At 55.8% G+C, this 24471-nt stretch carries 22 protein-coding genes and 1 pseudogene; 6 read left to right on the top strand and 17 right to left on the bottom strand.

What is annotated here, in order from left to right; translation table 11 throughout:
• Positions 1-5 precede the first annotated feature (5 nt).
• Together AB4P92_RS23290 and AB4P92_RS23295 are read right to left on the bottom strand one after the other, a co-directional pair.
• Positions 6-1508 carry an inorganic phosphate transporter gene (locus AB4P92_RS23290; protein WP_390896397.1) on the bottom strand — a complete coding sequence of 501 codons (1503 nt, stop codon included), beginning with the start codon at positions 1506-1508 and terminating at the stop codon, positions 6-8.
• Positions 1509-1798: 290 nt separating this feature from the next.
• Positions 1799-2821, bottom strand: coding sequence for a transporter (locus tag AB4P92_RS23295; RefSeq protein ID WP_042560570.1), 1023 nt, complete (start codon positions 2819-2821; stop codon positions 1799-1801).
• Positions 2822-3095: 274 nt separating this feature from the next.
• Between AB4P92_RS23295 and AB4P92_RS23300 the strand changes: the two genes are divergently transcribed.
• Positions 3096-4718 (top strand): methyl-accepting chemotaxis protein, encoded by a 1623-nt coding sequence (locus AB4P92_RS23300; protein WP_047299576.1) that lies wholly within the window; start codon positions 3096-3098, stop codon positions 4716-4718.
• 137 nt (positions 4719-4855) lie between these two features.
• On the opposite strand, the gene AB4P92_RS23305 is transcribed toward AB4P92_RS23300, so the two are convergent.
• Both AB4P92_RS23305 and AB4P92_RS23310 read right to left on the bottom strand, forming a co-directional pair.
• Positions 4856-5161 (bottom strand): PepSY domain-containing protein, encoded by a 306-nt coding sequence (locus tag AB4P92_RS23305; protein WP_042560568.1) that lies wholly within the window; start codon positions 5159-5161, stop codon positions 4856-4858.
• Positions 5162-5300: 139 nt separating this feature from the next.
• Positions 5301-6428, bottom strand: a complete 1128-nt coding sequence (locus AB4P92_RS23310; RefSeq protein ID WP_047299575.1) for a glycerophosphodiester phosphodiesterase — start codon at positions 6426-6428, stop codon at positions 5301-5303.
• 222 nt (positions 6429-6650) lie between these two features.
• Between AB4P92_RS23310 and AB4P92_RS23315 the strand changes: the two genes are divergently transcribed.
• Positions 6651-6977 (top strand): DUF2025 family protein, encoded by a 327-nt coding sequence (locus AB4P92_RS23315; RefSeq protein ID WP_115146165.1) that lies wholly within the window; start codon positions 6651-6653, stop codon positions 6975-6977.
• 192 nt (positions 6978-7169) lie between these two features.
• Here AB4P92_RS23315 and AB4P92_RS23320 read toward each other — a convergent pair whose 3' ends face one another.
• From AB4P92_RS23320 to AB4P92_RS23340, 5 genes are all read right to left on the bottom strand, one after another.
• On the bottom strand, positions 7170-7868 hold the full coding sequence (locus tag AB4P92_RS23320) for a CTP synthase (protein WP_261736706.1): 699 nt from the start codon (positions 7866-7868) through the stop codon (positions 7170-7172).
• Between the two features lie 112 nt (positions 7869-7980).
• Positions 7981-8511 (bottom strand): DUF1003 domain-containing protein, encoded by a 531-nt coding sequence (locus tag AB4P92_RS23325; RefSeq protein ID WP_042560565.1) that lies wholly within the window; start codon positions 8509-8511, stop codon positions 7981-7983.
• Positions 8512-8694: 183 nt separating this feature from the next.
• Positions 8695-10014 carry a PAS domain-containing methyl-accepting chemotaxis protein gene (locus tag AB4P92_RS23330; protein ID WP_047299573.1) on the bottom strand — a complete coding sequence of 440 codons (1320 nt, stop codon included), beginning with the start codon at positions 10012-10014 and terminating at the stop codon, positions 8695-8697.
• A 177-nt stretch (positions 10015-10191) separates the two neighbouring features.
• On the bottom strand, positions 10192-11268 hold the full coding sequence (locus AB4P92_RS23335; protein WP_395598225.1) for a diguanylate cyclase: 1077 nt from the start codon (positions 11266-11268) through the stop codon (positions 10192-10194).
• Positions 11269-11423: 155 nt separating this feature from the next.
• Entirely contained in the window at positions 11424-12032 is a 609-nt protein-coding gene (locus tag AB4P92_RS23340) for a TetR/AcrR family transcriptional regulator (RefSeq protein ID WP_395598226.1), read from the bottom strand.
• Between the two features lie 215 nt (positions 12033-12247).
• Here AB4P92_RS23340 and AB4P92_RS23345 point away from each other — a divergent pair, with 215 nt between their 5' ends.
• Entirely contained in the window at positions 12248-13303 is a 1056-nt protein-coding gene (locus AB4P92_RS23345; protein WP_395598227.1) for an MBL fold metallo-hydrolase, read from the top strand.
• A 67-nt stretch (positions 13304-13370) separates the two neighbouring features.
• Here AB4P92_RS23345 and AB4P92_RS23350 read toward each other — a convergent pair whose 3' ends face one another.
• Both AB4P92_RS23350 and AB4P92_RS23355 read right to left on the bottom strand, forming a co-directional pair.
• The gene (locus tag AB4P92_RS23350; protein WP_395598228.1) at positions 13371-13688 is read right to left on the bottom strand and encodes an XRE family transcriptional regulator; all 318 of its coding nucleotides are present in this window, start codon (positions 13686-13688) and stop codon (positions 13371-13373) included.
• 93 nt (positions 13689-13781) lie between these two features.
• The gene (locus AB4P92_RS23355) at positions 13782-14549 is read right to left on the bottom strand and encodes an AraC family transcriptional regulator (RefSeq protein WP_395598229.1); all 768 of its coding nucleotides are present in this window, start codon (positions 14547-14549) and stop codon (positions 13782-13784) included.
• A gap of 113 nt (positions 14550-14662) precedes the next feature.
• On the opposite strand from AB4P92_RS23355, the pseudogene AB4P92_RS23360 reads away from it, so the two are divergent.
• The 3 genes and pseudogenes from AB4P92_RS23360 to AB4P92_RS23370 all read left to right on the top strand — a co-directional run bounded on the left by AB4P92_RS23360 (position 14663) and on the right by AB4P92_RS23370 (position 17648).
• Positions 14663-15467: pseudogene (locus AB4P92_RS23360) on the top strand (sulfite exporter TauE/SafE family protein).
• A gap of 178 nt (positions 15468-15645) precedes the next feature.
• A complete protein-coding gene (locus tag AB4P92_RS23365) occupies positions 15646-16320 on the top strand; it encodes a DUF6933 domain-containing protein (protein ID WP_115146171.1) in 675 nt (224 codons plus the stop codon).
• Between the two features lie 131 nt (positions 16321-16451).
• On the top strand, positions 16452-17648 hold the full coding sequence (locus AB4P92_RS23370; RefSeq protein WP_395598230.1) for a hypothetical protein: 1197 nt from the start codon (positions 16452-16454) through the stop codon (positions 17646-17648).
• Positions 17649-17651: 3 nt separating this feature from the next.
• On the opposite strand, the gene AB4P92_RS23375 is transcribed toward AB4P92_RS23370, so the two are convergent.
• The 6 genes from AB4P92_RS23375 to AB4P92_RS23400 form a co-directional block, all read right to left on the bottom strand.
• The gene (locus AB4P92_RS23375; RefSeq protein WP_395598231.1) at positions 17652-18641 is read right to left on the bottom strand and encodes a hypothetical protein; all 990 of its coding nucleotides are present in this window, start codon (positions 18639-18641) and stop codon (positions 17652-17654) included.
• A 250-nt stretch (positions 18642-18891) separates the two neighbouring features.
• Complete coding sequence (locus AB4P92_RS23380; RefSeq protein WP_042560554.1) at positions 18892-19605, bottom strand: HNH endonuclease; 714 nt, start codon at positions 19603-19605, stop codon at positions 18892-18894.
• Between the two features lie 116 nt (positions 19606-19721).
• On the bottom strand, positions 19722-20255 hold the full coding sequence (locus tag AB4P92_RS23385; RefSeq protein ID WP_395599693.1) for a Bro-N domain-containing protein: 534 nt from the start codon (positions 20253-20255) through the stop codon (positions 19722-19724).
• A 348-nt stretch (positions 20256-20603) separates the two neighbouring features.
• Positions 20604-22211 (bottom strand): hypothetical protein, encoded by a 1608-nt coding sequence (locus tag AB4P92_RS23390; RefSeq protein ID WP_395598232.1) that lies wholly within the window; start codon positions 22209-22211, stop codon positions 20604-20606.
• A gap of 85 nt (positions 22212-22296) precedes the next feature.
• Positions 22297-23547, bottom strand: a complete 1251-nt coding sequence (locus AB4P92_RS23395) for a ribonucleotide-diphosphate reductase subunit beta (protein ID WP_395598233.1) — start codon at positions 23545-23547, stop codon at positions 22297-22299.
• Positions 23548-24097: 550 nt separating this feature from the next.
• Positions 24098-24358, bottom strand: coding sequence for a DUF2790 domain-containing protein (locus AB4P92_RS23400; RefSeq protein ID WP_042560551.1), 261 nt, complete (start codon positions 24356-24358; stop codon positions 24098-24100).
• Between the last annotated feature and the right edge of the window lie 113 nt (positions 24359-24471).

The raw sequence follows: 24471 nt of genomic DNA on the forward strand, positions 1-24471 counted from the left end.
TTCGGTTAGAAGATCTGGGTGAACAGCCAGTAGAGGCTACCGGACAGCAGGATCGCCGCCGGCAGCGTCAGCACCCACGCCATCAGCAGATTACGGATAGTCCTCATCTGCAATCCACCGCCATTGGCGACCATGGTCCCGGCCACGCCCGAGGACAGCACATGCGTCGTCGACACCGGCAAACCAAACATGTCCGCTGCACCAATGGTCAGCATCGCCACGGTTTCCGCCGAGGCGCCTTGCGCGTAGGTCAGGTGGGTGTTGCCGATCTTCTCGCCCACCGTCACCACGATGCGTTTCCAGCCGACCATGGTGCCGAGCCCCAATGCGATAGCAACGGCGATCTTCACCCACAGCGGGATAAACCGTGTGGCGTTGTCGATCTGTTGCTTGAACAGTTGCAGCTTGCCTGCGGTGTCGGCGTCGAAGTTGCCGACCTTGTTCTTGTCCATCAGGCGAATCGATTCGCTGGCCAGGTACATGTCATTACGCACGTTGCCCATCGCCTCGGCCGGGACTTTCGCCAGCGAACCGTAGCCTTTGACTTCCTCGCCAATGTGCCCGGTGAGTGCGGCGAGGGCGGGGATCAGTTGCGGCGTGGCCTCCTTGCTGCGCACGTAATCCGAGAGGATCGGGCGCGGATCGGCAGGTGCCGGCTGCGGCGCACTTTTCACCAGGGCTTGTTGGGTGACTTGCGCCACGGCGGCGAACTGCAGCGATTGTTCTTCGGGCATGGTGCGGTTCAATGCATAGGCCATCGGCAAGGTGCCGACCAGAATCAGCATGATCAGGCCCATGCCTTTCTGGCCGTCGTTGGAACCGTGGGCGAACGATACGCCGGTGCACGTCAGGATCAGCAGACCACGAATCCACCATGGCGGCGGAGTGTTGCCTTTCGGTGCCTTGTACAGCGCACGGTTCTTCACGAATGCGCGCAAGGCCAGCAGCAACAGCGCCGCACAACCGAAACCCACCAGCGGTGATAGCAGCAACGCATAACCAATCTTGGTGGCCTGCGCCCAATCGACACCGCTGGTGCCGTCGCGGCCATGCATCAAGGCATTGGCCACGCCGACGCCGATGATCGAACCGATCAAGGTGTGCGACGACGAGGCCGGTAAACCCAGCCACCACGTGCCGAGGTTCCACAGGATCGCTGCGATCAACAGGGCGAAGATCATCGCGAAACCAGCAGACGAACCGACCTGCAGGATCAGCTCCACCGGCAGCAGGGCGATGATGCCGAATGCCACCGCACCGCTCGATAGCAGCACGCCGAGGAAGTTGAAAAACCCCGACCAGACCACCGCAACATTCGGCGGCAGCGAGTGGGTGTAGATCACCGTAGCCACAGCGTTGGCGGTGTCGTGGAAACCATTGACGAACTCAAAACCCAGCGCAATCACCAACGCCACGCCGAGTAGCAGAAATGGCGTCCAGGTGGTGACCGTCGTGCCAAGTTCCTGCACGTCGTGCATCAGACTGTAGGCGGTGAACAGCATCCCCATGGCCAGCACTGCGAAAAACAATACGTAAGTGAACGGGCTGGTTTTCTTGTCGAGGGAGGGCCTGCCGCTGGCGGCGGACGCTGGGCTGGCGGTCAGGGAGGGAGTAGCCATGAGAGGACAATCCTGAGCGAGGGAAGGAATGTCGCCCATGATCGTTGCAGAATGTTACAGAGAGACTGCCTCAGGTCAGTGTTTGGATGAATCGCTGGAGGCAAAGTCAAAAGATCGCAGCCTTCGGCAGCTCCTGCAGTGGCAGTGTAGGAGTTGCCGAAGGCTGCGATCTTTTGATCTTAATAATCTCCACGCTTACGAAACGCCCACCGCCCCGCAATCACCGTAAACGTCGCCACCAACGCGACCAGTATCCAGAACCCATGCGCGTCCTGCGACAGCGGCACGCCGCCGACATTCATCCCGAAGAAACCGGCAATGATGTTGATCGGCAGCGCCAGCACCGTCACCACTGTCAGGGTAAAGAGCGTGCGGTTGCTCTGTTCGTTGAGGTTGGCGGCGATTTCTTCCTGCAACAGTTTGATGCGCTCGCCGAGGGCCGTGAGGTCATTGATGATCAGCGCAAACTCCTCGGTGGATTTGCGCAGTTCCTTGACGTCCTCCTTCTGCAACCACGGCGGCGGGCGGTTGAGCAGGCGCAGTAACGAACCTGGCTCCAGTGCCAGCAGCCGTTGCAATCTCACCAGCACTCGGCGGTTGGCACCGAGTTCGGCGCGGTTGGTCGACAGGCGCGAGGAGAGCAACTCGTCTTCGACCGTATCAACGCTCATGCTGGTCTTGCGCACGATCTGCGTCAGCACTTCGCCCTGATCGCGCAGCAGGTGCACGAGCAATTCCGAGGGCGAACGAAAACGCTCGCCGGCCTTCACCGACGAGCGCAGTTTATCCACCGAGTGCAGCGGTTGCAGGCGCGCACTGACGATCAGTTTGCTGCGCACGCACACCCACAGCGTCGACACGTCCGACGACACCATGCTGCTGAGGTTGAACACCACATCGTTGACCACTGCCAGCAACGCCGAGTCAACGTGCTCGATGCGCGTCGAGCGCGAACCTTCGTGCAGCGCCTCGAAAAATTCTTCGGGTAATTGCAGATGGCTTTTCATCCAGCGCTCGCATGCCGCGTGGGCCAGGTTCAGATGCAGCCAGAGGAATTCGCCGCTGTCGTTGTCGTCTTGCAGGCAACGCAATGCAGTTGTCGAATCGACTTCGCGACCCCGTTCGCCGGGCAGGAAACGAAAGCCGTAAAGCAAACCGAACAGGTCCGGATCGCGATGGCTGATATCGAGGCTGTGGTTCATGGAGGCTCGCTGCGAGGAGGGCGCTGGGCGGGATTTTCAGATTCACCTGTGCCGAATCATCGCAATGTCACATGACGTTTGTGTGACAGCTAAATGACGTCAAATCAAAGTGTTACCGGCGGTCGGGATTTGTTCAAGAAGCACTCTGGCGCGCCGATCTCAGGTGAGTTAGGTTGCGCGCCACTGGCCGTTGGCCAAGGTTCGCCGACAGGGACGTCCGGCAATATTTCACGCCTTTTGCTGGCGTGCCTCATCCCTGTCCTGAGTATCTGCGATGCTGCAAAAATCCCTGAGAGCGCAAATTCTCGCCCTGCTGAGCGGTAGCCTGCTGGCGGTCTTGTTGATCGCGCTGGCGTGTTTCCATTTCCTCTCGAATGGCGTGCAAAGCTACAGCCAATTGATTGCCGGCCCGTTGCACACTTCGCAATTGATCGATGAAGCCAACCTGCAATTCAAGGTGCAGGTACAGGAATGGAAAAACGTCCTGCTGCGTGGCAAGCAGCCGGCGGATCTGGCCAAGTATTGGAGCCAGTTTGAAGATCGCCAGCGCGATGTGCAGAGAATTCTTGGCGAACTGGCCAGCCAGAAAGGCATCGAGCCAAGCCTGAAAACCCGCATCGAACGCTTGCAGGAAGAGCATCGTCAGTTGGCAGGCGCCTACCAGAAGGGCCGTGATGCCTACGTCGCCGCGGGTGGCGATTCTGCTGTCGGCGACGCCGCTGTCAAAGGTGTCGATCGCGCTGCCAGCGATCAGATGAGCGAGCTGGTCGCCGAATTGCGCAAACAGGGCACCGAGCAGTCGGCGCTGATCAGTGCTGATGCCGATCGCACCGTATGGCTGGGGCTGTTGGTGATGCTCGCTTCAGGTCTGTTGATCGGGCTGTTGAGCCTGTGGCTGGTCAACCGTAACCTGGTCGAACCGATCCGCAAACTCATCGACTACGTCACCCAACTGAGCCGCGGCAAACTGGCCGAGCGTGTGGTCAGCGACCGTCAGGATGAGCTGGGTAACCTCGCCGCCGCAGCCAATACCCTGCGCGACTTCCTCGCTGATACGTTCACCCGTTTGCAGCGCAGCGCCAGTGATCTGGACAGCGCCAGCGGCGAATTGAACGCCATCGCCACGACCATGGCCGGCGGCACCAACGAGCAGTTCAACCGCACCGACCAGGTGGCCACGGCGATGAACGAAATGTCCGCCACCGCCCAGGAAGTCGCGCGTCACGCCGCCGATGCCGCGCGAGCCGCCGACGATGCCGACCAGTCCGCCCAGCAGGGTGAAAAGGTCATGCAAAGCACCATTCACTCCATCACGCTGATGCGCAGCGAAATCGCCAACACCGCCACGGTCATTCGTCGTCTCGAAACCGACAGTGGCCGCATCGGCAAAGTGCTGGAAGTGATTCGCGGCATCGCCGAACAGACCAACCTGCTGGCGCTCAACGCCGCGATTGAAGCGGCGCGTGCCGGTGAGGCCGGGCGAGGTTTTGCGGTGGTCGCTGACGAAGTGCGCAACCTGGCGCAGCGCACGGCTGAGTCGATCATCGAGATCAACCAGATCATTCAGAGTGTGCAGACTGGCGCGATAGACGCGGCGCAAGCCATCGATAGCGGCCAGACCCGCAGCGACGAAAGCGTTGAGCAAGTGACGCAGGCAGGCGCCATGCTGGAACGCATCACCCACGCGGTGGAAGCGATTCGCGACATGAACCGTCAGATCGCCACGGCCGCCGAAGAGCAGACTTCGGTCGCCGAGGACATCTCGCGCAACCTGACCGAAATCACCTCGATTGCCAGCACCAACCTGGACAACGTGCAGCGCACCGAAAGCGCCAGCCAGAATCTGCACGGCCTGTCCGGGCAACTGAACGAAGTCACCGCCCGCCTGAGCGCGTGACGCCATTTCCCCTCACCCTGGCCCTCTCCCGGGGTGAGGGGGGGACGATCTTTCTTGCGACACATCATCCAGGCCAGACCCCAGACGTAAAAAAGCCGCACGATCTTTCAATCGTGCGGCTTTGGTTAAACGGTGTATCAAGTGTCTTGCTTGTTGCTCAACACTTTGCCGGTGGTGGCGTCGAAGTCGACATCGAACTCTCTGCCATCAGCCATTTTCAATTCAACTTCATACACGTAACCGTTGAAGTGGTTGTCCAGGTCAGTGTCAGTGATGGTTGCACCCGGATGCAGTTTCAATGCCTCGGCGTTCATCGACTCCAGCGACTTGATCTTGCCAGACTTGACCAACTCAGGGATCTCATCAACGCGAACATCAGCCTGAGCGATACCAGCGGTGAGGGTCAGGGCAGCAGCGGTAAACAGGGCAGTCAAAGTTTTCATCGGTTCGTTCCTTGGGTAAATCGTTTAAGTGGGCTCAGGTTAACCACCGCAACTTAACTCACCCTTAAAACCCCGCATCGTTCGCAGATTGCTCTTGTGGGAGCGAGCCTGCTCGCGATGCGGATACCTCGTTAACTGATCAGAACCCGTTGTTCTTCAACACCTGATCAACACTACCGGCCGCCGGGCGTTTGTAGAACTTCAACAGTTCACTGGCGCGGTTGGTGAAGATGCCGTCGACGCCTGCGGCCATGACTTTGTCGAAGTCCACCGGTTCATCGACCGTGTAGACATGCACCAGCATCCCTTGGTCGTGGGTGTACTGGTTCATCCACGGTTGCACCAGATCCGAATAGCTCTGGTCGCCACCTTGGGTGAGCTTCGCCGAAGGGCCTGTGCCGATAGCGCCCTGAGCCTTGGCGTAATCAACCCATTTTTTAAATTCAGCTTCGGATTTCGGCTCCTGCTTGCCGTAGAAAGCGTTTTTGTCTTTCTCACCGGACTCGGCAAACGTCACCTTGGATTTCGGCTCGATGCTGCCTTCGCCGACCCACAGCAGCAGGATCTTCGGCACCTGCGGCATTTCCTTTTGCAGCAGCTCGAGGCTGTTCTTCTCGAAAGTCTGCAGGATCACCTTGCCTTTGCCCTGACCGACACCCAGCGCACTTTTCGCCAGTTTCGAGCCGGCCGGGCTGAGCCAGCCGCGATCCTGCAGTTTCTCCTTCAGGTCTTTTTCGAGGCCGGGGAACAACTGCGGCTCTTTGGTCTCGATGTACAGGCCCGGTTTGTGCTGCGGATTGGCTTGGGCGATGTCGATGACTTCATCGAGAGTGAGGATCTTCAGCCCGGCGTAGGACGGGCGCGCGCGGTCCGGGTATTTGGTGTTGTACCAGGTGCCGGCATCGAGGGTTTTCAGCTCGGCCATGGTGAAGGCGTTGGCCGGGCTGTCCTTGCGATCCGGGAATTTGCTGGCAACGTCGGTGGTGCGCTGCAGATTGTCGTCGTGCAGCACGAACAACACGCCGTCCTTACTGCGTTGCAGGTCCATTTCCAGATAGTCGGCACCGAGGTCACGGGCCAGTTTATAGGCCGCAGCGGTGGATTCCGGTGCATCGAAGGACGCGCCACGGTGAGCGATTACCGCCGGGTGCGGGATGCCGTGAGCTCCAGCCACGGCGTTCGGATCGCTGTGCGTGGCGGCATGCGCCTGACTGAGGCCGAGCAACAGGCTCAGCATGAGGGCGCTTTTGGTGAAAGTGGCGGGCATGGTCGAGGTCCTTTCGCAGGGCATTTTAAAAGACGTACCTTTTAACAACTGAATCGATTGCATGCTATCGCCAGACCGACATAAACCTATTAAAAGCGATATTTCCTGCACTTTTGTGGTGCTGTTTGCAGTACGCTTGCCCTCGGCAGACGTCCCGGCAGAGGGCGCGCCGTTCAGTTGTCCTGCGTGTAAACCATCGATCAACATTTCGTGAGGTTTACCATGCGCATCACCTCCCAACTCATCTGCCAGGCGGCCGACGACCTCAAAGGCTTCGTTGGCCTCAACCGCAAGACCGGCCAGTACATTGTGCGTTTCAGCGAAGACTCATTCGGCATGGACGTGGCGGATGACGGCATTATCCCGACCAGCGAATTCGTCTGGGCCCCGATTTCGCCCACGACCATGACGTTGAAGCGTGAGCTGATTCAGCTGCTGCTGGATCAGAATATCGATGACCGGATCAACATCACTGAGCCGTTGCGGGTGTATATGAGCAAACGTGAAGTGCCGGAGATTGAAGCGGTGCGGAGTTTGGTGCGGGGCTGAGGTTTTTGCTGTGGCTGTCAGGGCCTCATCGCTGGCAAGCCAGCTCCCACAGGTACGGCGTGATCTTCAGAGCAACACCTAACCTGTGGGAGCTGGCTTGCCAGCGATCAGGTCTGTGAGTCCGCCGCTGGCATAACCGTTGTCACCCTCGATGCGGGTCGAGGTAAAAAATCACCGCGAAGCAAGACGTCATCAACGTGGCTCCGCGCAGGCTTCAATAAATGCCCGAACCAGCGGCGGCATCTGTCCCTTGAGTGCCGCACGCTCCGGTTGAAATAAAGTCGCGACAAAAAAACGATGATCTTTGAGTTCGATCGCCCGCAAGTCCCCCGCTGAATCACGACCCACTGCCTGTAGCTGATGTTTTAAAAGCTCCGCTTCGAACTGCGGATTCACACCGAAGCGGCAGCGATAGCCTTCTTGAATCTCCGACGTTTCGTACGCCTTGGCGATCAACGACCCGGGCAGTAGATGAATGCTGTCGATGGCTTCCACCAGCGAACAGGTCAACGGGGAGAGGATTGCTCTTTCGGCGTTGGGGGACGTTTCGCCATGTTCGGCATCCATCCAGCCCAGCACATTGCGGGAAAACTCCAGTACCGCATGTTGAAAACCGCCGCAGGTGCCGAGGAAAGGGCGTTGTTGCTCGCGGGCAAAACGAATCGCCCTCAGCGCACCTTGTTCGCTTTTGTAAGGGCTGGCAGGCACGCACCAGAAACCGTCGAACCTGTTTAATGGTGTATCAGCGTGGATTTGATCCGTGGCCAGCCATTCGAATTGCACTTGGCGATCGAGCTGTTCGGCGACCAGAGCAAGGGCCACAGGGATAGCTTGGTGGGCAGTAACTTGCGGGTCGTAATCGCCGATCAGGGCGACGGAAATGGCGTCCATGGGATTTCCTTTTCAAGAGAGTGGCAAACGTGATTGTCCTGAGATCGTAGCCATTATGCGCTGGCCGGCCACATTGGACGATGAACCAGGGCAGGCCTTGCGGTTGCCCTGATCAACGCTGTGGGTTCTGGCACACGTGAGCGTGCAATTCGCTGGTCAGGCCTTCGATGCGCTCCGTGAGGTTTTTCGTCATTTCGGTAAGGCGGGTGTTTTGTTCAAGCAACGCCAGCAATTGCGCGGAGTTCTTCGCCGCCTCAGCCTGACGTTCGGTATTGGCCTGTGCCAGCGCTTCACGGTGCTGCGCGTCGGCGTCGGCCTGCGCTTTGTCGCGTGCGGCCTGACGGGTTTGTGCGAGCAGGATCAGTGGCGCGGCGTAGGCCGCCTGCAGGCTGAAGGCCAGGTTCAGCAGGATAAACGGGTAGACGTCGAATTGAGTCACGCCCCAAACGTTGAGGCCGATCCACACCGCAACAATCAAGGTTTGCGCGCCAAGGAACAGCGGCGTGCCGAAGAACCGCGCAAAGGCTTCGGCGCGCAGGGCGAAGGCGTCGTTGCCGAAAGTCGTGTTCAGGTGGGCGTGGGGGCGGTGGAAGCGCAGGTGATCGATGGGGGCGGGGGATGTTTCGGGTTTTTCGCTATTCATGATGTGCTCGGCAGGACTTCGGACGTGCCGTCACTATAGCTCTGCGTTGTGGCGGCCGGCCTCTTCGCGGGCAAGTCCGCACAGGTTCAGCAGTCGTACACAGCATGTGTGATTGACTCATTCCCTGTGGGAGCGGGCTTGCCCGCGAAGGTCGCGACTCGGTCTATCGCTCCTGCACAACCCTCAATTGGGCGCCCGCTCATTGGCAAACATGCTCACCGCCTGCACCGCTTCACTGGCGCCATCACGAATCTGCAAGATCACCGTACCCGCCTGATCCGCCAGTTCCACGCCCTGGGCCGCGCGATCGCGGGTGCCGTCCATGCTCTTGATCGCCTGGCGGGTTTCGCTCTGGATCAAACCGATCATGTTGGAAATTTCCGCTGTGGAGCCGCTGGTACGCGCCGCAAGTTGCCGCACTTCATCGGCCACCACCGCAAAACCACGGCCCTGTTCACCGGCGCGCGCCGCTTCGATGGCAGCGTTGAGCGCCAGCAAATTGGTCTGGTCGGCAATCCCGCGAATGGTGTTGACGATGGCCGTGATCTGCTCCGAGCGTTCACCCAGGTGGGCGATCAGCGTCGAAGACGCGGCAATATCTTCAGCAATTTCGCGCATTTCGCTGGCCGCTTGTTGAATGACCTGAGTGCCTTGTTCGGCGACTTTCCGCGTCTCGACCGAGATGTGATAGGCGGCGCTGGCACTGCGTGCGTCTTGCTCGTGCTGTTCGACCCTAGCGGTGACGTCCGAGGCGAATTTCACCACTTTGCACAAACGGCCGGAGGCGTCGTAAACCGGGTTGTAATTGGCCTCCAGCCAAACGGTCTGGCCGCGCTTGTCGACGCGTTCGAACTGGCCCTGAAAGAACTCCCCCTGATTCAACCGTCGCCAGAAATCCTGATACGCGCTGCTGTTGACCAATTCTGCGGTGCAGAACAAACGGTGATGTTTGCCTTTGAGCTCGGCGAGTGTGTAACCCATGCGCGTCAGAAAATTCTGGTTGGCCGTGATAATGCTGCCGTCGAGGTTGAATTCAATCACCGCCATCGCCCGGTCGATCGCCTCCAACTTGGCGTTGGCCTCGCTTTCCTGCTGCACCTTGGCCGTGACGTCCATCGCGTACTTGACCACTTTCACCACGTGTCCGGCGGCATCCTTGATCGGGTTGTAACTGGCTTCGAGCCAGACCGATTCGCCTTTGCTATTGATGCGTTCGAACGTGCCGGACTGAAATTCACCTCTTTTCAGGCGTGACCACAACTCGCTGTACTGAGCACTGCGGCCAAACTCAGGCGTGCAGAACAGACGATGGGGTTGGCCAATGGCTTGTTCGGCGCGGTAACCCATGGTTTTGAGGAAGTTGTCGTTGGCGCTCAACACCACTGCGTCGAGATCGAATTCGATCACCGCCATGGAGCGGTTGATTGCATCGAGCAGGCCGTTCTGTTGAGTGAGGGTCTGTTGAAGGTCGTCGAGGGCTGATTTGTGGCGATTGAAAAACATGGCGCATACCTGGAAGTAGGGGAAGACGGGGTTTTGTCCCTGTTTCCGCGGGGCAGACCAAGCTGAGGGTTATTGGCATTGGCTGCAAAGTGCCAGCATCCAGGCTGACCAATGAATCTTATACAGACTTATAGGTTCTGTACAAGAAACTGCTGCTTCGAAATTGTACGAACGTGCTCAGATGCCAAGCAGACTGGCGTCATTTGAGGCCGGATCGCTCATCGCCACGCCGATGGTGTTGCGGCCGGCATGCTTGGCTGTGTACAGCGCCTTGTCGGCGGCATCCAGCCAGACAATCGCATCGCAATAGGAGGGCTGGAACTGCGCCAGACCGATACTGAGGCTGACCCGCAGTTGTGGCACATCGGGATGGCGATACTGATCCAGCGCCTGGCGTAGTTGCTCCATCAGTGCTTCAGCCTTGTACAACGGCAGGTTCGGCAGAATCACGCAGAACTCATCGCCGCCGTAGCGTCCGGCCGGTTCATTTTCGACCAGCAGACGTTTCAACTCGCGACTCAACTGTTGCAGCACGGCATCGCCGACGATATGCCCGTAGCTGTCATTGATGACCTTGAAATGATCAATGTCGATCAGCGCCACAATGGCTTGGCTGTTGTGCTGGTGACATTGTTGAAACTTCAGGTGCAGCACATCTTTCCAGGCCCCGTGATTGAGCAATCCGGTCAGGCTGTCAGTGCGGCTCAGGCCGCTGAGCGCGCGTTTGTGTTGGGCCAGTTTGATCGCCAGTTGGTAACAGACCATGCCCAGTGCCAGCGGATATAGGGTCAGCATCGGCAAGCAGGCCCAGACCTGGATTTGCGTCATGATCGGGTTGAATTTTAAGCCCAGCAGCATTGCGCCGAGCAGCACGCCGGCCACTTGGGCGAGAGCGCCGAAGATGAACAGACGACGGCCACCGGCCGCGACATTGTTCATGGTCATCATCGACAAGACGGTCACGGTGGCCAGCGGATTGAACTGGAAACACGCGACCCAGAAGCCGCCACACAGCGAGTCGTACAACAGGTTGCGGCGTTCGGCCTGATAGGGAAATGCCGAGTGGGTCGACATTTGATAGGCCACGTGCGGCCAGAAAAATCCGTTGAACACCAACAGCGCCCATAGCCAGGTCGGCGTGCTCAGCGGATACAGCGCCGCGGCGACGCTGAAAAAACCGACACCCAGCCCAATGGCGCGTGGCAGGTAAATACGTCTGGAGAATGACAAGCCTTTGCCGCGTTGGTTTTCCATGATGTCCTGCGCCAGATCGCCCTGAAATACTTTGCAGTATTTTTATCGAATTGACCGTTCGTCGGTCATTGGCGGACATTGTCATTTATTCCAGCGGAAATAATCAGTGTCCTTTCGAGCCATTTGATTTGGGGGATGCGCAGGGGAGGGTTGTTCTAGAGCTGATAGTGCGCCAGAAACATCTCCAGAGCCGATTCGGCCACGGTGTTCTGCATGGCCTCATCAAGCGGTGGCCGCCCCATGGAAATCTGTGGCCAAAAGCCGAACGACTTCAGCAGACCCTGCAACTGTTGCGCAGCAAAATCCGCATCAACGGCTTTCAACCGGCCATCTGCCTGGGCGGCACGAATCCATACCGTCAGGCCTTCTTCCCGCTCTCCCATGCGGGCCACCATGTTCTGCGCGCGTTCCGGGGAGTGAATGGTCGCGGCAATTGCCACGCGAGCCAGGCTCAGAAAATTGTCATCAGCCAACAAATGCAGTTTGGCCAACAACATCTGCCGCAACTGATCGCGCAGCGGCTGATCGGCTCGGTAAATGACCGACTGCTCGGCGCTGATCCGCGCCCACAACTGGTTGAGAATTTCGGCGAAAAGCTCTTCTTTGCTGGGGAAATGGTTGTACACCGTGCGCTTCGACACACCGGCAGTCGCCGCGATTTTGTCCATGCTGGTGATCTCGAAACCGTTGGCACGGAATTCGGCAATCGCCGCCTGAATGATGGCTTCGCGTTTGCGGTCGGTGAGGCGCTGTGGAGCTGTCATAAGTACGCTTCGGCAGGAAAAGGGTGAAGTTACACTTGGCAGTTTACTTGTCATCTCGTTTGATGCAACCTAGAAACTACACCGTCGAGTGTAATGTTGCGTTAATCCTCGCAACCTAAAAACAGACCGTTCGGCTGATGCGTGCGTGCTTTGGCCATTTATCGTCCCACCGAGGAAAACCGTGAATCGCGCGGGTTTTCTGGAGTCAATCAGTCATGGCCAATCCAGTTTCCGTTCCGGATAAAACATCCACGCCTGAAGCCTCTCGACAGGATCAAGGGCTGTTCCGCAATCATGCGCCGGTGCAACGCGAAGGTGTGCGCAAAATGCTGCGGATCATGTGGAACATGATTTTCCACAAACCGAGCAACACCCGACCTGCTGCGGCAATCCCGGTGCAACCGCTGACCCGTGAAGATCTGCTGGCAGCGCCGAACCAAAGCGTTTTTCGTCTCGGCCACTCGACTCTGTTGCTGAAGATGCAGGACAAATTCTGGATCACCGACCCGGTCTTCGCCGAACGCGCCTCGCCCGTGCAATGGGCCGGCCCGAAGCGTTTCCATCAACCACCGATCAGCCTCGACCAGTTGCCACCGATCGAGGCCGTGATCCTTTCGCACAACCACTACGACCACCTTGATTACGAGGCGGTGCTCAGGCTGGCGGTCAAAACCAATCTGTTCCTGACCCCGCTGGGCGTCGGCGACACGCTCATCAAGTGGGGCATCGACGCGAACAAGGTGCGCCAGTTCGACTGGTGGCAAGGTACTGAAATCGCCGGTGTCCGCTTCATCGCCACTCCGTCGCAGCACTTTTCCGGTCGTGGTCTGTTCGACGGCAACAGCACCTTGTGGGCGTCATGGGTGATGATCGACGGTGATACACGAATCTTCTTCAGCGGCGACAGCGGCTACTTCGACGGCTTCAAACGCATCGGCGAACAGTTCGGCCCGTTCGACCTGACATTGATGGAAACCGGCGCCTACAACGTCGAATGGCCGCATGTGCATATGCAACCCGAGCAAACCCTGCAAGCCCACATCGACCTAAAGGGCCGCTGGCTGTTCCCGATCCACAACGGCACTTTCGATCTGGCGATGCATGCGTGGCATGAACCGTTCGACCGGATACTGGCGCTGGCCTGGGAGCGCAGCATTTCGATCACGACGCCGCAAATGGGAGAGGCGTTCAACATCAGTCAACCGCAGCGCGGCAATGCCTGGTGGTTGGGGATTGAAGGGGAGAGCGAGGGAGTTGTGCAAAACGCCTGATCCCCTTCAGTCAGTGCTGATGTTGATTTTCGTGGTGACGAGGAATCTATCCCGTCGCCACAAACCCTCACTCAGCCATCGCATATTCCCCATGCCCTGCTGATTCCGAAGCCATCGCGTTTAAACTCGCACTACGGCCCGGCGCAAACCCGGGAAAGAACACCAGCCCCCGCGACTCAAACCGGTAGGCCAACGCCAGGCGTGCCGCATCCGCCACTTCTTGCTGCGCTTCAAACCGTTGAATGTCGCCTACCGAAACTTCAGCCTCCCGCGATAGCTGTTCCACGCTCCAGCCCAGCATTACTCTGGCCTGCACGCAGTGCGTCGGGGTGAACTGGAAAAGGGCAATGCGTTCGAGGATGTGGTTCATCGCAAGAGAGGCCATGGTGTGCTCCGGGCTCAAGAGTGCTGATTGAAAATGTACTGTGTTTTTGTACAGTTGTTTTCAGTCGGGATCAAACGCATTTTTTGATTTTGCCTATTTTGCCACCTCCAACCAGACGGACGGTGGCTGACCGAGGATGCGCCGGAACATCGTCGAAAACGCTGCGGGGCTTTCGTAGCCGAAGTCCAGGGCGATCCGAGTCACCGTTTCACCCGCCGCCAACCGTGCCAGTGCGAGCACCACGCAGGCTCTTTGCCGCCATTCGCTGAAGCTCATTCCAGTCTGCTGGCGAAACACTCTGTTGAAGGTGCGTAAGCTTATGTGCAACTGCTCGGCCCAATGTTGTGGCGACTGATGGGCGTTGGGCTGATGCAGAAAGTTCTGACACAGCGCGAGTAGTTTTCCGTCGTTCGGCAACGGAATGTGCAGGGGCAAAGGAGCACTGCGTGTAACTTCGTGCAGCAACAAATCGATCAGCAAACCGTCGCGCCCACTCGGGTCGTAGGCCTGCGGAACCTCCACCGCTTCCATGAGCAGATGGCGCATTAACGGTGACACGTCGATAACCTGACAGCGTTCGCCCAAATCAACCGCTCCCGGTTCGATGTACAAACTTCGGGTACTCACCCCAAGCATCAACACCTCATGCGCCACCCCCGGCGGAATCCACACCGCCCGTTGCGGCGGCACCACCCAGTTGCCGTCATGGGTGCTGACCTGCATCACTCCCGTCGCGCCGTAGAGCAATTGCGCTCGACGATGCGTATGAAATGGCAGCAGATGGCCGTGGGAATAATCCGTACCGATCGCCACAACCGGGCGCGGTGTGTCATCCAGCAAATTGATTGAAACATTGCGCATCGAACGGCACCCCAGCGGTTGGCGTAAACGCAAACATTATTGGCTGATTTGCTGAAGCAGGCCAAACCATGTCGCTCTATCGTCGACCGCTCCTCATTACCGGAAGACGCGCCATGGTCTACCTCCTGCTAACCCTCTTTGGCTGTCTGACCGGCATCACCGCCGTGCTCTTCGGCTTTGGTGGCGGCTTCGTCGTTGTACCGCTGCTGTACCGCATGCTCACCGCCAGTCACGGGGCCGACGACCCCATCGGCCAATCAGCGATGCACATTGCCGTCGCCACTTCGACCTGTGTGATGATCGTCAACGCTCTGATAGCCACCGACAAACACCGCCGCGTCGGCAATCTCATTCGGGATTACCTTTGGCCGTTGGGCGGGTTCATCGGATTGGGCGCGATCCTCGGCGCGATCGCCGCCGTGTGGGTCAGCGGCGAAGTCATCCGCTATGCGTTCATCGCCTACCTTGGCGTGACCATCGTTGATTGCCTGCTGCGACGCGGATTTCTCACACACGCTAAAGACGTAGTCCCACGCCGATTGGGCAGGATGGAAACGTCCGGCGGCGGTGTAGGCATTGGCGCCATCGCGACGTTTCTTGGCGTAGGAGGAAGCGTCATGACCGTGCCGCAGCGGGTTGAGCATGTCCCAGGCGACGTCCATGGCCAATCCGTTGAGCGTACCGGTGGCAGTGGCCGGGACCCTGACGTACATGGCGCTGGCCGGTTTCAGCGAGACAGATCTAGGGCCATGGTTTATCGGGTATGTGGATTTGCTGGCGTTTTCAGTGCTGACGGTTGGGTCGTTACTGGGGATTCGATTGGCGACGCGATGGATCGGGCGGATACCGGATCGGGTGCATGCGTGGGTTTATGTTGGATTGTTGATAGTCGTGATGCTGGGGATGGTGATCAGATGAGTGATTATTCGGCTCAGCTCAGGCAAAGGTCACGGCGCGGTGAGGAAGCGATCGGTTCTGAGTGATGAGATGCGTGAGAAAATCTCGTACGCTGTACGCCAGCCTTTCGGAATTGAATGGGCAGAAGAAATCGAACGCGATGATTGAACATCGTTAACCGTCTTAGCAGAGAACCAGGATGTTGATCTTCAATTGCACCGAGGCTGCCAGCAAGTTCTTCAGCCGCATCCATAAGGGCAAAAAGATTTCGCCCGTGGATAACAAACCGCCGTCGCCGGCCATCGAAGACGACGAGGCCAGCAGATCTGTAGAGCAGTGGCTAGTCCATGCGATCACTGTGCAACGTAAGCACGTATTGTTTGTTATCCATGTGAAAACCCGTTACTGCATGGTCTTCGCCGATGCGAAAAAGGCTGACGCAGAAGGTTTTGTTGCCTGGTTTGCTGATCGCTGGCGTGAAGGCTTGATTCGCGATGCGATCAATCATGGTCTTATGGATTGGGTCGATGCCGGCATCATGCCGGAGCGTATGGATCAAAGCTGTCGCGAGTACAGGTTTTATCGGCGCAGCCATCGCAGCGCACAAAAACACATTGATGAAATCGCCTGGTATTTCCAGGGCAGTGCAGCTGAGTGGGGCTGTTTACCACAAGGTGAACGTGCAGCCATTGGTTTCGATGCCGCGATGAATGACACGCCCAGGAGCAGCAAAGGCCAGAAAGATACGTACTGGCCAAATGTCGAAATGGTCGCTCACTGGTTACGTGATTATTGCGCTGTTAATGAGGCGGGTATCAAACGTGCCTTGGAGCGACGACTGGCGGCGTGGCGAGAGATCGAAGCTTTTCATTAAGCGCCAGGGTGAGGCCGAAATGTGCGGTTGCACTCGATTCTCTGGTTTAGCCTCGCCATAATCCGCCCCGACTTTCTGCGCGCCGGTGTGCAAACACCGGCGGCGCCTTCGCCTCTTTCAAGGATCGATCCATGCTCAAGGGACTGCTGCGCCTGGCGCCATACGCCGCGGCGCTGTTCACACTGATTTCCACCGCCCATGCTGAAGATGGCCGACGCGTGTTCACCGGTACGTTGGGTAAAACACCGATTGTGGTGGAGCTCAACACTACGCAACCGGACGAAGTGAATGGCCGCTATTTCTACGAGAAATACCATCGCGATCTGGCACTCAGCGGTTCGTTGCACGAAAGCACTTTGACGCTGGTAGAAGGTGAAAACCGCTATGGCGAAGATGAGCCGTTAGCAACTTTGAAGCTGGAAAAAACCAGCAATGGCTGGCAGGGCGAATGGCAAAGTCCACAGGGTAAAAAACTGCCGGTGAAGCTGGCTGAGGCCAAACTCCCAGCGCCGACCTCAATGACTTTGCCATTTATTGCCACGCTGCCCCAAAGTGCACCGTATGAGTATTTGCGCTTACAGGGACTCAAGCTCAAACCCGCGAAGAAAGAAAACTTTATGGGCTACGACCTGCAATGGTGGACTGAGCCAGAGTCGAAGATATCCTTGTTCAGCGTGGAATCCGGTTTACCAAAAGATGACCTTCGGCGGGTCAATCAGCAGTTGCTCGGAAGGTTGTGGCGCGAGGTGATCAGTTATCACGGCTGCCTGCTGCAAGGCGGCGTGAACACCGACTTCATGCAACAAGCAGAACCGAAGATGATCTCGCCAGCGGTGGTCAGTCTTAACATCTCCACCAGCTATTACTGTGGCGGTGCACATCCGGACTTCGGCGATTCACCCCTTAATATTGATGTACAAACCGGCCATCCGCTGTCTTTGGCAGACGTGTTATGGGTCGGAGCGGGCAAGCCACTGTCACATGCCGACCGCGACAGCACAGGTGACCAGCCGTTGAGTGCTTCGGAAAGTGAAGCGTATTCAACTTATCAGCGCGAAGTGCTGGTGCCTTGGCTGATCAAGCAGTTCACCACGCTTTACCCCAATGAAATGAAGAAACCAGCGGAGGACGACGACAACGCTTGCGACTACAGCGACGAAAGCATTTGGGGATACTCACCCTGGTACTTCACCACGAAAGGTCTCTATCTCGGCCCTTACTTTGCTCGTGTGGCCCGCGCTTGCGATGCGCCAGACTGGTCGATCCTGCCGTACTCCGTCGTCAAACAACACCCCGGTGCCGTCAAACTGCAACTGCCCCAAGGCTAACCGTCACTCCAGACCCGGCGCTTCACGAATGATGAAGTGATCCAGGTTCTCGATATTGGCATTGAAGACCTCGAAAGGCTTTTCGGGGTTCTTCTTGCCCGGCACCTGCTTCAACTCCGGCGTCACACCATAGAAGAAACAGAACAACGCCTTGTCGCTATCAGCGGCGTGCTTGATCTCTTCCAGAAACGCCTTGCGCTTGCGGTAGTTGTCGATCAGCTTCTTGTTCAGATAAACACTGACCGCATACGGCTTCTTCTTACTGTCCTCCGGCTTCTTGAACCAGACCTTGTCTTCGAAATCGATCCGGAAACTGGCGCCGCTGTGAAAGTCTTCAATCTTCTTGATCCGCCCCCAGTAAATCAGTCCCTTGTTGTCCGTCAGATACTCGATCTTCTTGAAGAACGAACTGTACGGCGCCGAATGCTCACCGACCTTCAACGGCATCCGCTTGAGCAACTCCTTGTCCGCGAAGTTCGAGACAAAACACTCCACCGGATGCGCGAAAACGCTGGTCTTGTCCGGCGCCGACTCACGACTCGCTGATTCCTTACCACTGTCCGCCGCCACCCGCACCGGATCATCGCGCAATACATCCGCCGCCCCCTCTGGCGCGACAGGCTTGCGCACATACTCACGCCGCGTCAGCAACAACTCTGATGGGAAGTGTTCCTCACGACCCTCATCCGCCTCGCCATCTGCCGTCTCAACCCCCGACGCCGACGCCTTCAAACTCACATAAGGACAACCCACCACATGCTGCGTCGTGGGCAGGTTCTTGAAGTGCGGCGTGCGCACGTAATTCACATTCTTGGCGTTGAACGTGCCCAACTCGTTGGAGGCCTCGAACGCAGAGCGACAGGCATCGTTGGGGCACTGGAAGTGTTCTTTGGCGGAATCGAACGCCACCGTCTCATCGAAATTGAGATCGCGAACGTCATAGATCGACAACTTGTCGTCGAGGCTGAGGCAATAGGCGAGATCGAATTTCATGGTGGGGCTCGGATCCTTGAGTGGGGGAGGGGTATTAATAGCGGGAGGTGGCGCGGGTTGCACTGATTGTTTTCAGGATGATGCGGAATCTGTGGGAGCTAGCCTGCTGGCGATTCTTGGCATCAACTAGATTTCAATGCACACACCGCCATTGCAGGTCACGCATCACCCTGTGGCGAGGGAGCTTGCTCCCGCTGGGCTGCGAAGCAGTCCCAAGAACAGCAAATACGGTTAGTCAGATGAACCGCGACTATTCCTTTTCGAGTCTTCCAACGTTGTCATACAGCCAAGCAGTGAAAGCCTCTCTGTCGTCAGAATGGTGGCAGCGTCGATGACAGTTTGGGCATAGCGCTACGGTGTTGGTCTTGAAGTCCGTCCCGTTGTCCGACAAATGCTTAACGTGGTGAACCTCAAGGTAAGGTTCTCCATTCATTTCAAACGGACCTGGTTGTCCACATCCCTCACAGACACCCTTGGCGTTGAACAGAATCCAATCTTTGACTTTGGATATGCGGGCGTAGGTTTTGGTTGTCCTGACGATTTGCTGAGGTATCTGCACACCCTCTGGCTCACTCACAAAATCACGTTGTTTCGCTCGTTGTACATTTCGAAGTGATGATTCTTCTTGCGTGGAAGGTGTACCGGAATCCAGCGTAATGAGGCCTTTAGATTCTAGGATTTTGATCAGGCGCGCGGTAATCCCCGAACCGAGATTCACCTTTGGTTTGTAGCTAGAGATCGTTTTCAGCCCAAGATCTTCGAACAGAGCGGTAATGTTCTGCAGTCGATAGTCAATCGACTTGGTGTTTCGCCCGGCGAGTACGCCGTTCTGCAGACGCTTATGCTCCAAGGACTTATTAAATTTTTGTTCATTTGGGTAGCGAGTCTGAATATCGAGATAGCCATCAACCGAAGCTTCAAGCTCCTCATCCGTCCAGCCACTATTTTCTTTTTCCGTATCCATAAAATCGCCGAGGGTTGGAAACCCTCGGACGATACTGAGTGGCCATTACTGCTGTCTACGAAAATTCCTACAAAAAATAGCGACTGATCTCGCGTCCGATCCTACAAGAGCATCGCTCAACCCATCGAATGCTTCGACGCCTGAAACGCCTGAGCGACCCTCCGCCACCAAGGCTTCGTCGCCATCGCTTTTCGTGGTGTCTGATCGCTCAACAGATAAGGCATATCCCGCAGCCGAATCCAGCCTTCGTCCTGCCAATGCAGCAGGCTCAACGACATCTCCGGCCAATCCAACAAGCTCAACATCGGCCGTTCTGAATGTCCTAAGTGTTCTGCATCGCGTAGGGCCGGCACCACTTGTAGAGTCAACCACTCCCGCAACAACCGGTTTCCCGGAACGTAGTGATACACCAGCAGAGCATACACACCAGACTCGCTGAGCATCAGTTGCTTTTCGGGTTGCCGAAAATACTCAATCCACAAAACGCGACGTTGATCCTTGTCTAGCTTATTGACCATGCGTTCGCATAGATGGATACCCATCAAACGACCCACATCACGAGCGCAGAACCAGGGTTGGTTTTCGAGCAGAAGGGCATGTAGAGCGAGGTTGTGACGTGAGAAGACTGTTACAGAAAAAGGATCGGGCATATCCATTACCTCTACGTTTAGATTTTTGGAGGGCCTGACCCCAACGTAGAGTGGACTTAAGAAATCCCAACGAGCTTGGCAGCTCCACCGACGGCATGTGCGTCTGTGTAACTGACCAAGCTTTCTACGTTGGGTGTTTCTTAGGCACCTATTTTAAAGTTTAGATGATTTCTCAAGGGTGACAATGCGGCAATAGCTACAGGCGGTGTAGGAAATTTATTTCTAAGATGTAGGGGGGAGATATGTTGGTTTTGAAATAGCTCTTTATGGTAAAGAGCTATTTTTTTGGCTTTGAGGTCGTGTGCGCGTGTGTATTTTTTTGGGGGGATATATTTCCGAATCGGGATTTTAATTTTTATTTAATACAATTTTTGTTTTGCTAGTCTCTGTTGCTGAGAAAAAAACGAGGGAGGCGTTTTCTGTGGATATGTAGGCGAGGAAAGATGTACTTTCATTGCCTGATAATCCAAGTAAAGAAGATGGTTTTGCAGGGGTCATATTTTTTGTGTAAGTAAATTTTGCGCTGCGATTCTGTAACGTTCCAGAAAGTTTGCATAGAAAATTCTGGGTTTGGCTAAAGCGAAGCTCGGTAGTTGTCCATTCTGCTGAGATTTTTTCATTCTCAATAGTAAAAATTACTTGTTCGCCTTTTTCAGTTCTCCAGTTCCCGCTCCAGATGGCACTGGTGTGAGGCTCAAAGCAGGCCTCACCATAAAGTCTTATATTTCTTTGGAGTTCCTCTGCTTCTTTGATAGTGGTTGCCCATGTTTCGTTGTCATGGATTGTTTTGGTTTTGAGAGTAAATAGGGATGTTCCGATGTTTTCATGTGGATCGTCTGATTTTCTCGCCTCATCAAGAATTTGCTGTGCCTCATCGTACAGACCATTCTCAAGATAAATATTTGCGAGATTGGACATGGCTAGGGTAGAGCCACAGTCTCGTGAGCGCTTGAAAAACTCTATTTGTTTTCCTCGTATATTGAGAGCTCCGGCGCTGACTCCAATATTATTGAGTGCTACCGAATGCTGAGGGTCTAAATTCAGTAACGTTGAATAGTTTTTTATAGCGAGACCGTTGAGGTCGTTATTGCTTTGTACGTAGGCAGCATCGAACAAACGCTCTCTATTGCCGGGAGCATATTCGACTGACTTTTCTAATGCAATTGCTTGGGCGCTAAAGTTGCCCTGCTCTTTTAGTAAGCTGGCGATCGATTCATATATGGATGACTTTTGTTCGTCTGAGTGGACTACTAACAGTCTGTCTTCAAGGGTTTTTAGGCCTGTATTGATGTTGCCAAGATTTTTATGCGCAAGCGCGAGTTTTAGAGTGAGCTCTGTTATTGCGGATTCACTTTTAATGCGGCTGATGGCATTCTCAATGAGTTCTTTGTCTCTTTTTGGGTCGTTCGTTTCGTTGTATATCAATGAGAGCCATAATGAAATGTTCTTTATTGCAGTATCTGAAGTGCTGAGATTGTAGATCTTTTCAAGTTTTTCCAACGCTTGTTGATCTTTTCCTTTGATGAAACATACGTATAGGTAAAGAGCTTCGTTGTCATGTTGTTTTTCTTCATCAGCTTCGTTGTGCTGATTGTCTTCGAATATTTGCTTGGCTAGTTTTTGGTCGTTGGCCTCAAACGCGTCGAATAGCCTAGTCACCCAAAAATCTGCTTCTTCTTTAGGTTTATCTTGTGAAGGTTGTTCTTGAGGGCGCTCTATCGTTTCTTTAGTATCAGTATGAGGTTGGCGAGGCTCCTCAATTATAATTACAGGTGATGCAGCTTCCATTGCTCCTGTGGCACCGGCAAATGAGAAATTTAATTTAATCAGCCGTTCAAGAGCGCTTGCCACGCTTTTTCTTGTAATTATGACAATGACTAATATGATCAGTGGCCAGATATTCTTGTCTACGAAAGAGAGTGCTAATTCGAAGTATCCGGGTGTGTTGCTTTCCATATTGCATTTCTCCCTTTCATTCGAAAAAAGCCCCGCGATTGCGGGGCTTTCTAATGACTACTGTTCGAACATATCGAAAAAAAATTTAGTCCCAGCTCAACGCACCACCAGTCTGATACTCAATAACCCGAGTCTCAAAGAAATTCTTCTCTTTCTTCAAGTCCATAATCTCGCTCATCCAAGGGAACGGGTTAGTCGTCCCTGGGTACTCTTCTTTCAAACCAATCTGCGACAAACGACGGTTAGCGATGAACTTCAGGTAGTCCTCCATCATCGCCGCGTTCATGCCAAGTACGCCGCGTGGCATGGTGTCACGGGCGTATTCGATCTCCAGCTGCGTACCCTGCAGGATCATCTGGGTCGCTTCTTCCTTCATTTCGGCATCCCACAGGTGTGGGTTTTCGATTTTGATCTGGTTGATCACGTCGATGCCGAAGTTCAGGTGCATGGATTCGTCGCGCAGGATGTACTGGAACTGCTCGGCGACGCCGGTCATTTTGTTGCGGCGGCCCATGGAGAGGATCTGGGTGAAGCCGCAGTAGAAGAAGATGCCTTCCAGCACGCAGTAGTAGGCGATCAGGTTGCGCAGCAGCTCTTTGTCAGTTTCGACGGTGCCGGTTTCGAACTTCGGATCGGAGATCGAACGGGTGTATTTCAGGCCCCAGGTGGCTTTTTTCGCGACCGATGGGATCTCGTGGTACATGTTGAAGATCTCGCCTTCATCCATGGCCAGCGATTCGATGCAGTACTGGTAGGCGTGGGTGTGGATCGCCTCTTCGAACGCCTGGCGCAGGATGTACTGGCGGCATTCCGGGTTGGTGATCAGGCGGTACACGGCCAGCACCAGGTTGTTGGCAACCAGGGAGTCGGCGGTGGAGAAGAAGCCGAGGTTGCGCATCACGATGCGGCGCTCGTCGTCGGTCAGGCCTTCCGGGTTTTTCCAGAGGGCGATGTCGGCGGTCATGTTGACTTCTTGCGGCATCCAGTGGTTTGCGCAACCGTCCAGATACTTCTGCCAGGCCCAGTCGTACTTGAATGGCACGAGTTGGTTGAGGTCGGCGCGGCAGTTGATCATGCGCTTTTCGTCAACGGCGACGCGGGCGGAGGCGCCTTCGAGTTCGGCGAGGCCTTCGGCGACGTCGAGGGAGTTCAGTGCAGCCTTGGCGCGGGCCACGGCAGCCGAGTCACTGGCCGTTACGGCGCGTGCTTCGAGGGCGGCGGCACCGCCGGCGCTGTCGAGGCGGTCCATGTTGGCTTCGGTAGCGTGGCCGGCGTTGGCGCCTTTCACTGCTGCTACTTCACTGTCTTCTTTGTCGAATTCGTCCCAGCTCAGCATGACGTGTCGTCTCCTGCGTGAGGGCCTGTCGCCCGTGTGAAACCTGATGGTTGGTTTTTCACACGGCCATACAGACCGCGTTGGATCTAAAGGAATCGTTTTTTGCAGCAGCTAAGGCAGGCAATAAAACAGAATTTTGTTCGGGGTTCCGAGAGCCTCTGACGGGCGCAATCAGCGTTGGACGCTGCTGCGGGGCTTCAGACTGGCTTTTCATCCCTGTAAGGGAATATTGCTGTCCCGATTAGGGCGGCATTATAGGGAAAAAAACACGGCTGTGCTGAGGCGAATCCGCACATGGAGCGGTCGAGGAGGATGGTTTTTCGAGGAGAGTGAGGGTTTACAGGGCTTTGCCGGGGAAAGATTTTTTTTTGGAAAAATATCGCAGTTGTGGATTTGATCAAAAAACGTACAAAAAATCGCGGTTTTCACTACATCTAGTGTTTTGCAACCCTTTTGAACGACTTCAGACACAACTGAGCCCGACCGAAGTCGGGCTGGAATCGACCCTCAATGTTGCGCAGAGCGGTTCAATTCGGTGCAGTCTCAATCATCAATTGGTACAGCCGTTGCCCATCACGCTATAGCGCAGGATGTGGCGCTGGCCTTTGGAGTCGTCGTACTCCATTTTCGCCGGTACCACTTCGCAGACATTTGGAATCTCGCTCATGGATACAACATTGGCGATGTCCAGGTGGGTCGAGTAGGTGTATTCCTCGATGATCGGTTGTTGCTGTGCGACATCAGTCGGGACCTCGTCTGCCATGGCGGTTACGCACAGACTGCTGAGGGCCAGAACCAATAAAGCTTTCATTTCAAAGTTACCTTTTTGAGGTCGAGTGGGGTCACGCAACCTTTTTGGGGTTGCGTGTGGAACTTCATCGTTTGCAGTTATTGCTTGAGAGCTGGATTAACGGCCTTCGTGGG

The sequence above is a fragment of the Pseudomonas sp. A0308 genome, from assembly GCF_044218815.1.
Classification (GTDB): Bacteria; Pseudomonadota; Gammaproteobacteria; order Pseudomonadales; family Pseudomonadaceae; genus Aquipseudomonas; species Aquipseudomonas iridis.